The sequence below is a fragment of the Mycobacteroides sp. H003 genome, from assembly GCF_001440135.1.
Lineage (GTDB): Bacteria > Actinomycetota > Actinomycetes > Mycobacteriales > Mycobacteriaceae > Mycobacterium > Mycobacterium gwanakae.
In genome coordinates this window covers 113,241-128,590 of the sequence record NZ_LJYL01000023.1, presented here as the reverse complement: position 1 = coordinate 128,590, position 15,350 = coordinate 113,241, and the positions used below count along the sequence as shown (strand labels likewise).

The 15,350-nt window shown below is 65.2% G+C and carries 12 protein-coding genes and 1 pseudogene; 9 read left to right on the top strand and 4 right to left on the bottom strand.

The features are described from left to right. A pseudogene (locus tag AOT87_RS29385) lies at positions 1-159 on the top strand (methionyl-tRNA formyltransferase); the annotation flags it as partial. 15 nt (positions 160-174) lie between these two features. Here AOT87_RS29385 and car read toward each other — a convergent pair. The 4 genes from car to AOT87_RS16850 are packed head-to-tail and all read right to left on the bottom strand — an operon-like array spanning position 175 to position 7,349. After that, on the bottom strand, positions 175-3,696 hold the full coding sequence (gene car / locus AOT87_RS16865; protein ID WP_057968167.1) for a carboxylic acid reductase: 3,522 nt from the start codon (positions 3,694-3,696) through the stop codon (positions 175-177). A gap of 11 nt (positions 3,697-3,707) precedes the next feature. Next, positions 3,708-4,952 carry a glycosyltransferase family 4 protein gene (locus tag AOT87_RS16860; RefSeq protein ID WP_030094161.1) on the bottom strand — a complete coding sequence of 415 codons (1,245 nt, stop codon included), beginning with the start codon at positions 4,950-4,952 and terminating at the stop codon, positions 3,708-3,710. Between the two features lie 28 nt (positions 4,953-4,980). After that, on the bottom strand, positions 4,981-6,504 hold the full coding sequence (locus tag AOT87_RS16855) for a glycoside hydrolase family 57 protein (protein WP_046255915.1): 1,524 nt from the start codon (positions 6,502-6,504) through the stop codon (positions 4,981-4,983). A 26-nt stretch (positions 6,505-6,530) separates the two neighbouring features. After that, entirely contained in the window at positions 6,531-7,349 is an 819-nt protein-coding gene (locus AOT87_RS16850; RefSeq protein WP_057968169.1) for a class I SAM-dependent methyltransferase, read from the bottom strand. A 252-nt stretch (positions 7,350-7,601) separates the two neighbouring features. On the opposite strand from AOT87_RS16850, the gene AOT87_RS16845 reads away from it, so the two are divergent. The 8 genes from AOT87_RS16845 (at position 7,602) to mnmA (ending at position 15,350) form a co-directional block, all read left to right on the top strand. Beyond that, positions 7,602-8,393, top strand: a complete 792-nt coding sequence (locus tag AOT87_RS16845) for an electron transfer flavoprotein subunit beta/FixA family protein (RefSeq protein ID WP_005056735.1) — start codon at positions 7,602-7,604, stop codon at positions 8,391-8,393. A gap of 34 nt (positions 8,394-8,427) precedes the next feature. Next, the gene (locus tag AOT87_RS16840) at positions 8,428-9,384 is read left to right on the top strand and encodes an electron transfer flavoprotein subunit alpha/FixB family protein (RefSeq protein ID WP_057968170.1); all 957 of its coding nucleotides are present in this window, start codon (positions 8,428-8,430) and stop codon (positions 9,382-9,384) included. Positions 9,385-9,392: 8 nt separating this feature from the next. Next, complete coding sequence (locus AOT87_RS16835; protein ID WP_131727286.1) at positions 9,393-10,163, top strand: hypothetical protein; 771 nt, start codon at positions 9,393-9,395, stop codon at positions 10,161-10,163. A 114-nt stretch (positions 10,164-10,277) separates the two neighbouring features. Further along, positions 10,278-11,021 (top strand): SDR family oxidoreductase, encoded by a 744-nt coding sequence (locus tag AOT87_RS16830; RefSeq protein WP_057968172.1) that lies wholly within the window; start codon positions 10,278-10,280, stop codon positions 11,019-11,021. Positions 11,022-11,298: 277 nt separating this feature from the next. Beyond that, on the top strand, positions 11,299-12,171 hold the full coding sequence (locus tag AOT87_RS16825; RefSeq protein ID WP_046254288.1) for a GNAT family N-acyltransferase: 873 nt from the start codon (positions 11,299-11,301) through the stop codon (positions 12,169-12,171). 2 nt (positions 12,172-12,173) lie between these two features. Beyond that, a complete protein-coding gene (locus tag AOT87_RS16820; protein ID WP_030094151.1) occupies positions 12,174-13,028 on the top strand; it encodes a lysophospholipid acyltransferase family protein in 855 nt (284 codons plus the stop codon). 46 nt (positions 13,029-13,074) lie between these two features. Then, positions 13,075-14,286 carry a cysteine desulfurase family protein gene (locus AOT87_RS16815; RefSeq protein ID WP_057966948.1) on the top strand — a complete coding sequence of 404 codons (1,212 nt, stop codon included), beginning with the start codon at positions 13,075-13,077 and terminating at the stop codon, positions 14,284-14,286. Then, a complete protein-coding gene (mnmA, locus tag AOT87_RS16810; protein ID WP_057966949.1) occupies positions 14,283-15,350 on the top strand; it encodes a tRNA 2-thiouridine(34) synthase MnmA in 1,068 nt (355 codons plus the stop codon). The genes AOT87_RS16815 and mnmA overlap by 4 nt, the downstream gene beginning before the upstream one ends.

Below are 15,350 nucleotides of genomic sequence, written 5' to 3'. Positions count from 1 at the left end.
ATCGTGCAAGAAGAAGGCGGGGTCGTGGTGTGTGGCGCTGATGCCTACCGCGTGGGTAACCGCGGGCTGGTGATCACCCGCATCCGAGACGCCGACGGCAACGAGCACAGCGGTCACGAGTACTTCCGGCGCGGGGGATATCTCAACAGCCACACCTGATCCCCAGGCGCGCGTTCAGAGCAACCCGTGTGCCCGCAGGTCCGATATGTATTTGGTGATGAGCGCGTGGTCGATATGTGGAATGTCGGCGCTGTCATCGTCGCTTCCGATCTTGTAGTTCTGCACCGCTTTTCGGAACTGATCGGTGGGAGTATCGGCGCCGCGGCGCGGGCGGCCCGGGGTGCGGTAGGCATCCAGGAGCGGAAGAACCGAGCTGCGCCGTTGGTCGTCCGGCAGACCTCTTAGCGCCGTCTCGAAACGCGACAGCCATTCGTCGTAGTCGTCGATGATGTCGATGGTGTGGCCGTCTTCGACAAGCCAATCCACGAAGGTGTCCACCGAGATGCCATCATCGTGCGGGTTCATCACGTCATATGAACGGAATCCCTCGGAGTTGGCCAGCCCCAGGGTGGTGATCGCCTCCGTGACGAAATCTACTGGCAGGCCCTCGTAATGGGCCCGGGGGCGGGAGCCGTCGCCGTCACCTTGATAGAAGCTGCGCGGTGCGATTCCGGTCAGTACCAGGCTCAGGAGCATGCGGGTGAAGGCATCGGTGACGTTGAGCTGACCGCTGTACTGGCGGTGGGTGAGGATCATGTCGGAGCGGAAGACACTGACCGGCAGACCACATAGGTCGTACGCCTCGCGTAGCAGCACCTCGCCCGCCCACTTGCTGTTGGCATAGCCGTTGGCGTAGCCCGGGCCGATATGCCGAATGGGGCTGACCGTGCGAATGTCCCCGTCCTCGTCGAAATCGGGCACCGCCATCGCGACCGCCATTGTCGACAGATAGGTCACCGGCTTGATCCGCGTCGTCAGCGCCAGCCGAATAACCTCAGCGGTGCCAAGAACATTGGGGCCGAACAACTGGTTGTAGGGCAGTACGTGGTTCACCAGGGCGGCGGGATGGACAATCTTGTCGACTTCGCGAGCCAACTGCTCCCAGGTAGCGTCGTCAATGCCCAGACGTGGCTGGGTGATATCGGCGGCTATTACTCGCAGGTGCCGCCGGGCCAGCGCGCGGAATTCATCGAGCAGCGCCTGATCGGTGTGGCCATACGCGGCCTCGAGGCGAGCCAGGGCGTCGTCGTCATCATCACCGCGGACCAGGCAGATCAGCTGGCCACCGGACTGGGCCAGTCGCTGCAGCCACTCCAGACAGAGGAATCTTCCGAGGTAGCCGTTGGCGCCGGTGAGCAGGACTGTGCCCACCGCGCCGGAGAATCGCTCCAGTTCCGCTGCACTGCTGAGTGTTTCGGCATCAATAAACTTGTCGAGAGTGAGTTCGTTCGCGTTGATGACAGTCACATCTGAGCCGTGCACGCTGGCCGCGGTGGCGGCACCGCTTTCTCTCGCGCCCTCGACGTAGGCGGCGAGCTTGCGCAGATCAGCGGCGGGTCCGGTGATCACGCCGACCGGCACCTCGACGTCGAATAGATCGCGCAGCAGGTTTGAAAAGGTCAACGCCGACAGGGAGTCTCCACCGAGATCGATGAAATGGTGGTCCGGACGCACCGCGTCCGAAGACATGCCGAGCAGCGCCTGGGCCGCCTCGGTGACGGTCTCGATGACCGGTCGCTGCTGCGCGGTATCGCGCAGCTGTCGCAGCTCTTGGACGCGGGCTTCGGCGAGGTCGGCATAGAGCTGTTCGAGCCGATCGCCGTAGTGCTCGATCATCTTGGGGCGTATCGGCTTACCGACGGCCGCGAGCATGCCGCTCTCGATGCTGAACGGCGTGGTCTCGATGATGAAGTCGGCGGGAAGCTCATACGAATGCAGATGACTGACGCGTGCGGTCCGCTGCAGCGATTCCCGGATCGAGTTCTTCAGGTCGACGGGGTCCGGGTGGGCGCGTAAGGCTTCCTCGGTGGGCACGATCACCGCGAGCAGATACGCGCGTTCGCTGTTCCCGTAGACAAATATCTGGCGGACCAGCGGTGCACCGACGTACACCGTTTCCAGATTCGCCACCGCGACGAACTCACCCTGGGCAAGTTTGATGACGTTGTTACGCCTATCCACGTATACCAGCTCGTCGGGGGCGATCTCCGCCATCACGTCGCCGGTCCGGTAGTAACCGTCGGCGTCGAAGACCTCGGCGGTGACATCGGGCCGCTTGTAATACCCGGGCGTCGCGGTGGCGCTCTTCACCAGCAATTCGCCACGCGGATGGGGCTTGTCGGTGGTGTAGTACCCGAGTTCGGGGACATCGATGAGTTTGTAGTCGAGCACCGGCGGACGAGAGATCTTGCCGTCCCGGAACACGCCGCCGACCTCGGTGAGGCCATACAGGTCGAGCAGGTGGAAGTTGAGAGAGGATTCCAGGAAGGTCTTCATCTCAGGGGATAACGGTGCCGTCGCGAGCATGCCGGCCACCACGCGCCCACCCAGCACGTCCTCGCGCAGTTCGGCTTTGGCTGTGCGATCGGCCGACGCGGCCTCGGCGCCCTCGGCGATGAGCGCGTCAACACGTGTCTGGTAGTGCTGGAACAGCATGTCGACTACCCGCGGTACCACGCCCATGTGTGTGGGGCGGGCCAGCTGCCAGTCCTCGAAGAGCGTCGATAGATCGCTTTCGGGAACGAAATAGCAGGTGCCGCCGGGGATGAAGGCGGTCAGTAGTCCCACTCGGCCCGCGAGGTGGTTGAGCGGCAGGAAGTTGACGTTGATGATTGGGGTATCCCGGTTGGGGGCCGCGCCCGAAGACCAGAAGCGGGTCACGGTCCACTCGGTGAACATGGCTCCCTTGGGGGCGCCGGTGCTGCCGGAGGTGTACATGATCAGCGCCGTGCGCTGGTCGTCTCCGGCGGTGTACAGCACGGGCTCGGGCAGCCGCCGGCCGTTCGCAATAACCTCCGCAAGCGGCTCGACGACGACCCGCATGCCGGCAGCCTGTAGACGCTCCCTTGCGGCGGCGAGCTTCTCACGATGATCGTCGGTGTCGGGCCGGTAATCGAACACCACCACCCGCTGCAGATCGGTGAGCCCCAATGCCGCCTCTACCGCCAGGTCCAGACAGTCGGCGCTCGCCGCCACCAGCCGCGGACTGGTCTCCTCCAGCATCATGCGCAGCTGGGTCACCGATGCGTTGTGTTGCAGTGGAATCGACACCGACCCGTTCATGAGAGTGGCAAGGTCCAGGGTGACGTAATCGGGGCTGGAGAAGCCGATGGTGGCCACGAAGTCATCGGCACCAATGCGATTCTCGCCGTGCTGCCACTCGGCGAGAATCGCCGAGATGTTGTCGAGAAGCTGTCCGTAGGTGATGGTTTCGAAGGCGGGCAACAATCGATCAACGGTGCGACCGGTGGCGGGGTCGGTGACCGATTCACGGGACCGGAAGCCCATCACCGGGCGTTCGGCATAGCCGGTCAGCAGAGCGTGAAGCACCTGTGACAACCGCAGGCCGGGCACCAGCAGAGAATCCATGACCTCCGGGTCAGGCCGTGCGGCCCGGAACTGGGGGTCGGACTCGAACAGCTTCGTCGCCAGGGCCGCCGCATCGGTGTCGTAGTTGGCCTGAGTATGGGCGGTCATTAGGGGCCTCTCTACCGGTCCGGCAGCGGACGCTCGACGATTACGCTGCGGCCGAACGGTTCCCGTTCGCGACGCTTGGCCGCCACATATACCTGAGCGGTTTCGTCGGCGACAGTCGCCCAGTCGAAGTCCGCGGTAAGACGTGCGCGCGCCGCTACGGCACGTTCGGCGGCACCGGCCGGGTCATCGAGGGTGCGTTTGACGGCATCCGCGATTCCCGCCACATCGCGCGGCGTGAAGGACAAGCCGGTCGCGCCGTCGATGACGGCCTCGCCGAGCCCGCCGACGTTGGATGTGACAAGGGGAGTGCCCGCGGCGGCAGCCTCGAGCGCCACGATGCCGAATGGCTCGTAGTGGCTGGGCAGCACGATGGCGTCGGCGCGGTGCAGCCACTGCAACAGCCCCTCATGGTCCAGGTTGCCCAGGAACTGCACGGACTTGACGACCTTGTGTTTACGCGCCTGCTCGAGGAGCCAATCCTGTTGAGTGCCATCACCGGCGACCGCCAACACGGTTCCCGGGTGCGCGCGCCGGATCTTGGGCAGCGCCGCGATGGCATCGTGGATGCCCTTTTCGTATTCAAGTCGCCCGACGAAAAGCAGCACCGGTGCCGTGCCGTCGGAAGGCAGTCGGGGAGCGAACACCCAGCGGGTGACGTCGATGCCATTTCGGATGACGTGAACTTGTGGCAGCTCCGGTCCGAACAGCTCGGTCACTTCATCGAGCATCGAGGCAGAGCACGTGATCAGCGAGTCCGATTCGCGGGCCAGCCACCATTCCACCGAATGCACCTGTCGACTGATGCGTCCCGAGACCCAGCCGCTGTGCCGGCCGGCCTCGGTGGCGTGCAACGTCGATACCAGGGGCACGTCGAAATGCTCGGCGAGGGTGATCGCGGGGTGTGCCACCAGCCAATCGTGGGCGTGGACGACGTCGGGCCGCCAATCGCCGGAACCCTTGAGGCCCAAGGCCAATCCGGCGCGGACCATCGCATGTCCCATGGCCAGAGTCCAGGCCATCATGTCGGTGCCGAAATCGAAATCGTGTGGATCCTCGGCAGCCGCCACCACCCGGACGCCTTCGGACATCTCGTCGGATGTCGGGTGACTCGCCGGATCGGTACCTGATGGGCGCCGGGTGAGTACCACCACGTCATGCCCGGCCGCGGCCAGCTCGGTGGACAGGTGATGCACATGCCGGCCCAGCCCGCCGATGACCACCGGTGGGTACTCCCACGAAACCATCAGAATTCTCATTGATGAGCCTCTCGCGCGACGGTCTTGTTCATCGTGGCAGCCTCCGGGCATCAAGCGCGCCGAACAGCCCGTCCGCACGGTTCCAACCGTCGGCCAAACGGATGGCGGCATCGTGCCGTCCACTGGCCAGTGCCGCGGCGATCTCGCGGGTGGCGTGCGCGTGCAGATGCGCGCGGTAGCGCGCGTAGTCGGCCGCCGAGTCCTTGCTGACCATGAAGGGCCAGTCGCTGGACACGGTCAGCAGTGCCTCACGCAGGATCTGATCGGCTACCCGGTTACGGGTGTGCGGTGCGGGTTGTTCGTTGAGTGCCTTGTCCACCGCGGTGAGGGCGGTGTCGACCACTTCGGTGTTCAGCTGCACCAGATCGGCCACCTTCTCGCCGTTCCACACATGCCAGTCCTTACCGGAACCCCATGAGCTGGCAGGCAAGTCGAAAGGCTTGCCCACGTATCCACCTTCGCGAGCCTGTTCCAGGGTGCCCACCTGGATTCCGGCCTCGGGCAGGGCGCGAAGCACACGTTCGAGCCACATCGGTCCCTCGTACCACCAATGGCCGAACAGTTCGGTGTCGAACGCCGCGATGACATGCGCGGGCCGCCCGATGCGGTCGGACTCGGCGATCAGGCGCTGGCGCACGGTATCCACGAAGTCGCGGACATGGACGTCGATGGCTCCGTCGGCACGCTCGGGGTCGTACGGCGCCTTGGCTTCCGGTGCCACATTGCGTCCGGTAACCCGCGCGGGCTTAAGGCCGGTGTCATGGTCGTAGGTGTGGAAGTCGCGGTAGGCGGCATGGCCGGGATAGCCGGACTTCGGTGACCACACCCGGTAACTGACCGTCAGATCGCGCCCGAACGCCACCACATCTGAGTCGCCCACCGGACGGCCCAGTGAGGTGTCTCCCTGCAAAGATGGCCCGTCCACCATGAAGTGGTTGACCCCTGCGGCCGCGTAACCCTCCTCCATGCCCGGGGCGTAGGCACATTCCGGCGCCCAGATGCCGGTCGGTGCATGCCCGAAACGCTGTGCGGCATCGGCCAATCCCTCGCGCAGGGCGAACTCGCGCAGCCGGGGGTGCAGTAGCGGCTGGAATGGATGGGCGAGGGGACCGCCCAGCAGCTCAATCGCCCTTGCATCGATGAGGCTGCGCAGCGGCCCGCTGCCACCATGTCGCCAGTACTGATCGAACTCATCGAGAGCGTTTGTGGCGCTGCGGTATTCGCGGACCCCGAAGGCGCGCAGCATCTCCGGGCTCGAGGCGGTGCCGGGTTCGGCGTCGGTACTGGTGATGGTGGCAGCCTCGAAGGCGCGCAGTTGCCAATTGGCCAGCCAGCTGTGCAGCCCGGTGAGGCAGTGTGGATCATCCAGCTGTGCGGCCACTACCGGGGTGATGCCGAGAGTGATCAGGTTTTCCCGGCCCTCGGCCGCCAGCGTCCGAAGCGCCTTGAACAACGGGAGGTAGGAAGCCGACCAGGACTGATACAGCCATTCCTCGCCAACCGGCCAGCGCCCGTGGTTGGCAAGCCATGGCAGGTGCGTATGCAGCACCATGGTGAACAGCCCAGGAACCTTCTCCGTCACGGAATCACCGCAATGGCAACCAGATCCAGACTCTGGTCAATGTCGCGTTCCCCCGCGTCGATGATTTCGAAATCCTCGGTGGTCAAACCTGCGATGTCCGCGAGCAGATCCTGTGGCCACGGCGCGCCGGCGACCGCACGCTCGATCTGCGCATCGATGATCGAACCGCCGTATTTGGCGTCGAGCTCGCGAAGCCGTGGCCCGTGAAAGACACCGTAAACACCGTCCACCGAAAAGCCGTTTTCCACAAGAAGTTCGGTGAGTTCGGCGGCATTCAGCTCGCGAGTGTGGAACGGATTCAGCGGGGTATCTCGCCCGGGGGAGAAGGTGATGCGATTCGGGGTGCTGATTAGAAGGGAGCCGCCGGGGCTGAGCACGCGGGCGCACTCGCGGATGAACTGCCCCTGGTCCCACAGGTGCTCGATGACCTGGAAGTTCACCACCACATCCACCGCACCATCGGTGAGTGGCAGGTCCGCCAGATTTCCGGCGCGCATGTCCACACGGGGATACCGGGCCTTCACGTGCGCAATCGCGGACTCGTCGTAATCCAGCCCGATGACGTGCTCGGCCACGCCGGCCAGCATGTTGGCGCCGTAGCCCTCGCCGCTGCCCGCCTCGAGCACCCTGCGTTCTGCGCAGAGGCCGCTGAGCCGCTCGTACACCACTTCGTGGCGGCGGAACCAGTAGTTCTCCTCGGCGATCCCGGGCACGGTTCGCTCCCCGGTCAGCGCCAAGGCGTCCGGGTCATCGGCTGATGAGCCGCTTGCGCGAAGAGGGTCAGCCGGGTGCGGGTCGGTCAGGTGCGAGTTCATCGTTTGGCAGGCTATCGGGTGAACGCCGTGTCTTAATACTGGTGGCCCAGATCACAGGCCGGAAACCAGGGGTGAACCGGCTATGGTGTACGGGCGAACTCCGTATATTACCCGTGAGTAACTTTGTTCGCCGGATTAGTCACGAAACGTGACAGTGCGACTGGCGTAGTACGGGTGCGCGCGGAACCACCACGCAGCAGATGGCCAGCACACCGCTGGCAGACAGCGAAGAGGAAGGACGATCGGAGACTTATGACGAACATTGCGGTCCTGATCAAGCAGGTCCCAGACACCTGGTCGGAGCGCAAGCTCACCGACGGTGACTTCACGCTCGACCGGGAAGCCGCCGACGCGGTACTCGACGAGATCAACGAGCGTGCCGTCGAGGAAGCGCTGCTCATCAAGGAGCGCGAGGGTGGCGACTCGGTCGTGACCGTCGTGTCGGCAGGCCCGGAGAAGGCCACCGAGGCCATCCGTAAGGCGCTGTCCATGGGTGCCGACAAGGCAGTTCACCTGCTCGACCCGGGCCTGCACGGGTCCGATGCCATCCAGACCGGCTGGGCCCTGGCCCGCGCGCTGGGTCAGGTCGAGGGTGTCGAGCTGGTTATCGCCGGTAACGAGGCCACCGACGGCCGGTCCGGTGCCATTCCCGCGATCATCGCCGAGTACCTGGGTCTGCCGCAGCTCACGCACCTGCGCAAGCTGACCGTCGAGGGCGGCGTCGTCAAGGGCGAGCGCGAGACCGACGAGGGTGTGTTCGAGGTCGAGGCCACTCTGCCGGCCATCGTCAGCGTCACCGAGAAGATCAACGAGCCCCGCTTCCCCTCCTTCAAGGGCATCATGGCCGCCAAGAAGAAGGAAGTTGCCGTGTTGACCCTCGCCGAGATCGGCGTGGAGGCCGACGAGGTGGGTGTCGCGAACGCCGGTTCGACCGTGCTGTCCTCGACTCCCAAGGCCGCCAAGACCGCGGGCGAGAAGATCACCGACGAGGGCGAAGGCGGCACCAAGGTCGCCGAGTTCCTGGTTGCGCAAAAGATCATCTAAGACTCCCTAAATACAGAAACGAGAAAGCAAAGTTATGGCTGAAGTACTTGTGCTCGTTGAGCATTCAGAGGGTGCGCTCAAGAAGGTAAGCGCCGAACTCATCACCGCCGCCCGCGTTCTGGGCGAGCCCTCGGCCGTGGTGGCCGGTCCGGCAGGTACCGCCGCGCCGCTGATCGACGGTCTCAAGGAGGCCGGCGCCGCCAAGATCTACGTCGCCGAGTCCGACGTCGTCGACAACTACCTGGTGACCCCCAAGGTCGACCTGCTGGCGAGCCTGGCCGAGACCGCCAGCCCCGCAGGCATCCTGATCGCCGCGACCACCGAGGGCAAGGAGGTGGCCGGACGCCTGGCCGCACGCCTGGGCTCGGGCCTGCTGACCGATGTCATCGAGGTGCGTGAGGGCGGCAAGGCTCTGCACTCGATCTTCGGTGGCGCGTTCTCCGTCGAGGCTCAGGCCAACGGCGACGCCCCGGTCATCACCGTGCGTCCGGGTGCCGTCGAGGCCGCGCCGGCCGCCGGTGCGGGCGAGCAGGTTGCCGTTGAGGTGCCCGCGCCCGCCGAGAACGCCACCAAGGTGACCTCGCGTCAGCCGGTGGTCGGTGGAGACCGTCCGGAGCTCACTGAGGCCAACATCGTCGTGTCCGGCGGTCGTGGTGTCGGTAGCGCCGAGAAGTTCAGCGTCGTCGAGGAGCTCGCCGATTCTCTGGGTGCCGCTGTCGGTGCCTCGCGTGCCGCGGTGGACTCCGGGTACTACCCGGGTCAGTTCCAGGTGGGTCAGACCGGTAAGACCGTGTCGCCGCAGCTGTACGTCGCGCTGGGTATCTCCGGCGCCATCCAGCACCGCGCTGGCATGCAGACCTCGAAGACCATCGTCGCGGTGAACAAGGACGAAGAAGCACCGATCTTCGAGATCGCCGACTTCGGTGTGGTGGGTGACCTGTTCAACGTCGCACCGCAGCTCACTGAGGCCGTGAAGGCTCGCAAGGGCTAAATAACCCCATGGAGCCCTGGAGCCGCCACGCCGGCGACATCCAACCTCAGGGGGCGGCTGACGGTATGCCACTGGACTATCCAGAGCCTCGACCACCGAGTCGAGCGCCCTGGGTAGTCCTTTCGGCGTTTCTGGGCACGGTTGTGCTGGGGTTGGTGATTGGCATCGTCTCCGTCGGGTCTCAGCGCAACATCGTGGGTTTTGCCGTCATGGCCCCGGGAGAGTCCCCGATGACGCGGACGCCGGTGCCTCCCGCGCCGACCTCCGGGGTGATCCCGCCTCCCAACGGGTCCACGGGGCCACTCGGGGGCGCGACGTACGGGCCGGGCGAGAAACTCCAGCCCATCTCGATGCCCTCGTACATAGCGTTCGACTTCAACCTGCCCAAGGGGTGGGGGTGTCTGCACACCGAGAACAAACCGCTGGACAAGCGCATCACGTGCATGGACGAGGCCAACGTTGGTGGAGCGGCGGGCTGGATCGGTTCCAGTCGGTGCGCCGACGGATGCGTGAAGGCGGCCCAGGACAAGGTGCGTGCGAAACTACCGGTCGATGCTCAAGCCTGGAAGCCGATCGACGATGTCACGTCTTATGCCCGGATGACAGGAGCCCTCGGAAACGGCATGCGCGTGGTCCGGATCGCGATGACATGCGCCTTTGCCTCGACCTCCGGCGGATCCCGCGACACATTGGCGGTGGCCATGCTCACCGGTCCACCCGAGACCGAGGACACCCTGCAGAAGATCGCGAACGAACTACGTTCGCGAGTTCCGGCCTAGTGCTCGCCGCGCCGTCAGCGCTGGGGCCGAGACAGCAGATTAAATGGCGGAACGTTTCCCAATCCGGCGCCGAGCTGCGACTGTTGTATGCGAGACGAGAAAGGTAATCGCACAATGAAAATCACGGTTGTTGGTGCCACCGGTCAAATCGGTTCGCGGGTGGTTTCTTTGCTCATCGCCGACGGTCATGAAGTGGTGGCGGCGTCGCTATCCGCTGGCGCGAATGTGTTGACGGGCGACGGTTTGGTGGACGCGCTCACTGGATCGAATGTGGTTGTCGACGTTGTCAATTCTCCGTCTTTCGAGGACGGGCCGGTGATGGATTTCTTCACTGCCGCGGCGCGCAATCTCGTTGATGCGGCGAACCAGACCGGTGTCGGTCATTACGTCACACTCTCCATTGTCGGTGCGGATGGTCTGCCGGACAGTGGGTACATGAGGGCGAAAGTGGCGCAGGAAAACATCATCATCGAATCCGGACTGCCATACACGATCGTGCGGGCCACTCAGTTCCAGGAGTTCGCAGAGTCCATCACCGACACACTGGTCGTCGGCGACGAGGTTCGTGTGCCCGACGCCCGTATTCAGCTGATCGCCGCAGACGATGTGTCCGCACAGGTGGCCCAGGCCGCGGAGGCCGAGCCGCGCAACGGCATCATCAATATCGGTGGACCGGAGAAGATTTCGTTCGCCGAGATGGCGCAGGCAGTGCTTGACGCGCGTGGTGACGACAAACCGGTGGTGGTCGACCCGAGTGCTACCTATTTCGGGACGCCTGTGGATGACTTCAGTCTGGTCACCGGCGATGACGGGGTGCTGGTGCGGACGAGATTCGCCGACTGGATCGCCCGCCGGTAATCGCGCTGCGCCGCCGCACCGACTCCCGCCGCGGTTCGTTGTCACCATGAAGCGCAAACCCGGTGAGTGATGTTGGTGCTGGTCGATGGGGAAGGAACTGCTCCCGTGCGGCGGGGAGCGAGTGTCCGCGTAGCGTCTGTTAGCTCCCTGTTTGCCTTAGGGATTCACTGGCGCAAGCACGCATTTGGTGTACTGAACGCCGCAATTAACGGATCGTGCATGGACACGACACGCTTCCGATGCCGTTCCGCCGCATAACTCGGCGAATCTCGCAGTCATGAGTACCGCTTCAGTTCTCATCGCCGCAGATCAATCCATCTCAGACGTAGCGGAGGGTGCCGGAGGTGCCCTACCGGGTCCTCGGTACACCCTGCTGCTGTCGAACGATCCCGCCGATATCGATGCCGTACAACGGCTTCGATACGACGTGTTTAGCAGCGAGCCCGGATTCCAGCTCGCGAGCACCCCGGCAGCGTTCGAGGGACGCGACGCCGACCGTTTCGACGAGCACTGCGATCACCTGCTGGTGCGTGAGGACACCTCGGGTGACGTGGTGGGCTGCTACCGGATGCTGCCCCCGCCCGGCGCCATTGCCGCCGGAGGGCTTTACAGCGCAACGGAATTCGATATCAGTGGGCTCGACGCGTTGCGACCCCAGCTGGTGGAGATGGGACGCGCCGTGGTTCGGGGCGATCACCGCAACGGCGCGGTTGTGCTGCTGATGTGGGCCGGAATTCTGGCCTACCTGGACCGTTGCGACTACACCTACGTCACCGGATGCATCTCGGTTCCCATGCAGGACAACCCCGAACACGCACCCGGCAGCCAGGTGCGTGCCGTGCGCGACTTCGTGATGAAGCGGCACGCCGCCGCGCCGGAACACACGGTGCGCCCCTACAACCCGGTCGTTGTCGACGGGATGGGGCTCGACGACATCAAGCCGCCCGCCAAAGTGCAGGTTCCCGCGTTGATGCGTGGATATCTGCGGCTCGGCGCGAAGGTCCTCGGAGAACCCGCCCACGATCCCGACTTCGGTGTGGCCGACTTCATGGCATTGCTCAACAAGGACGAAGCCGATGTCCGTTATCTCAAACGGCTGAGGTCCGTTGGTGCGGCGTCGGAAATCGGCGCGGCGGCCGGCCAGGAGTAACGATGGCACCCGAATTCGCTCACGCCTGGCTGCCGAAGGCAACCTGTGACGACAGCTGCATGCGGGCCAACACCATCGACGAACCAGGGCGGCTCACACGGACCCTGCGAACCACGACGCGCATCGCGATGGCGATCACGTTGCTCACCTTTGCGCCGCTGCTGGGAATACCACTTCCCGGGCGGGTGCGCTGGCAGCGCGGATACTGCCGGTTGATGCTGCGCTGCCTGGGCGTCCGCATTTCCGTATCCGGCGGTCCGATCCGCGATATCCGGGGTTCCCTGGTGGTCGCGGGCCATGTGTCCTGGGTCGATGTCTTCGCCATCGGCGCCGTGCTCCCGGGCTCGTTCGTGGCCCGGGCAGATCTGATTGATTGGCCCGGTTTAGGCGTCATCGCCCGGATGATGCGGGTCATCCCGATCGAGCGAGGAAACCTGCGCACCCTGCCGCGGGTGGTTGACACCGTCGCGACCCGTCTTCAGGCCGGTCAGACCGTGGTGGCGTTCCCGGAGGGCACCACCTGGTGCGGTCGCGCGTACGGATCGTTCCGCCCCGCGATGTTCCAGGCCGCCATCGACGCGCAGCGGCCGGTGCAGCCGTTGCGGCTGACGTATCACTACCCCGGTGGCGAGCTGTCGACCGTTCCGGCTTATGTGGGCGAAGACACCCTGATGGCCTCCATTCGCCGCCTCACGGCGACACGGATGACAGTGGCGCATATCCAGGTGGCGGGGCTGCAATTGCCCGGTGAGAGCCGTCGTGATCTGGCCAGTCGCTGCGAGGCGGCCGTTCGTGCCGGTGACCGAACCCCGCAGCTCCACAGCCACCCGGAGCACCCGGAACCGATCGCAGCCTGACGCGATTGGACGAGCCCACCTGGGTGGGACCTATCCTGGATGCGTTATGTCTGCTGCTCGAACCCCAGCTGAAGGTGCGGTCTACCTGGACCATGCCGCAACCACCCCGATGCGCCCCGCCGCCATCGAGGCGATGGCGGCCACCATGGCCCAGACCGGGAACGCCGCCTCGCTGCACGGGTCCGGGCGTGATGCCCGGCGCCGGGTCGAGGAATCGCGGGAGTCGATCGCCGCGGCCCTGGGCGCCCGACCGTCCGAGGTGATCTTCACCGCCGGCGGTACCGAAAGCGACAATCTCGCCATCAAGGGCATCTACTGGGCACGTCGCGATGCCGATGCGCGACGAACTCGCGTCATCGCCGGCGCCGTCGAGCATCATGCGGTCCTCGATGCGGTGCAGTGGCTCGCCGACCACGAGGGAGCTGACGTGACGTGGCTGCCGGTGGATGATGCCGGCACCGTCACGGCCGCGGCACTGCGCGCGGCCCTCGCCGACCACGACGACGTCGCACTCATCACGGTGATGTGGGCCAACAACGAGGTCGGCACCATCAACCCCATTTGCGAGTTGGCTTCCATCGCTGCCGAGTTCGATATTCCGATGCACAGCGATGCCATCGGTGCGGTCGGCCAGCTCGATATCGATTTCGCCCTCAGCGGACTGTCGGCAATGAGTGTGGCCGCACACAAGTTCGGCGGCCCGATGGGGGTCGGTGCACTGCTCCTGCGGCGTGAAACCGCTTGTGTTCCATTGCTTCACGGTGGTGGCCACGAACGTGACATCCGTTCGGGCACGCCCGACACGGCGGCGATCGTGGCGATGTCGACCGCGCTTGTCGAGGCCGTCTCCGAACGGTGTGAGGGTTCCGCGACACTGAAAAAGCTTCGGGACGAGCTGATCGATCAGGTGCTGACCCAGATCGAGGGTTCCGTGCTCAACGGTGCTGTCGGAAACGGCAGATTGCCCGGGAACGCGCATTTCACCTTTGCCGGATGCGAGGGCGATTCGCTGCTGATGTTGCTGGACGCCAACGGCATCGAGTGTTCCACCGGCTCGGCGTGCACGGCGGGCGTCGCGCGGCCTTCGCATGTGCTCATCGAGATGGGTATCGACCCCGAAGCCGCGCGTGGATCGCTGCGATTCAGCTTCGGCCACACCTCCGTGGCCTCGGATGTGACCCGTGCTGTCGAGGCGCTGCAGGTCGCTGTTCCGCGCGCCCGGGCCGCTGCCCTGGCCAGCGCCGGAGGCCGGTCATGAGGGTGCTGGCCGCCATGAGCGGGGGAGTGGACTCCTCGGTTGCGGCTGCGCGCATGGTGGATGCCGGACACGATGTTGTCGGCGTGCACCTGGCGCTGTCGGCGGCACCCGGCACACTGCGCACCGGATCGCGGGGATGCTGCTCGAAAGAGGACGCCGCCGATGCCCGCCGCGTTGCCGACATGCTCGGAATCCCCTTCTATGTATGGGATTTCGCCGATCGATTCAAAGAAGACGTCATCGACGACTTCGTCGAGGCCTACGCCGAGGGGCGCACCCCCAATCCGTGTGTGAAGTGCAACGAGAAGATCAAGTTCGCGGCGCTGGCCGACCGCGCCATCGCGCTGGGCTTCGATGCCGTGGCCACCGGTCACTACGCGCGGTTGCAGGACGGCAGGCTGCGCCGTGCGGTCGACGCGGACAAGGACCAGTCCTATGTGCTCGGGGTGCTCACGCCGCAGCAGCTGAGCCGCGCGCTGTTCCCCGTGGGCGATAGTCCCAAGCCCGATATCCGTGCCGAGGCCGAGCAGCGCGGACTGCTTGTCGCGAACAAGCCGGACAGCCATGACATCTGCTTCATTCCTTCCGGAGACACCCAGGCTTTCCTCGGTGCGCGCATCGGCGTGCGTCGCGGGAATGTGGTGGACGCCGACGGCAGCGTGTTGGCCACCCATGCGGGGGTACACGAGTTCACCATCGGGCAGCGCAAGGGGCTCGGGCTGGTAGGCCCTGCCGCCGACGGCCGTCCCCGATACGTCACATCGATCGATGCCGACACGGCCACCGTTCGAGTGGGAACCGTTGAGGATCTCGAGATTTGGGAATTCGGGGGAGAGCCGGTGGTGTGGACCTCGGGGCAGGTGCCCGCCGGGCCCATCGAGTGCCAGGTTCAGGTTCGGGCGCACGGTTCGGTGGTCGACGCGGTTGTCGAACCGGGAGCCGAGCGTATTCATGTCCGGCTGCGTACCGCCCTGCGCGGTGTGGCGCCCGGGCAGACGGTGGTGCTGTACCGGCCGGACGCCGAGGGTGACGAGGTGCTCGGCAGCGCGATCATCGCGCGGTGA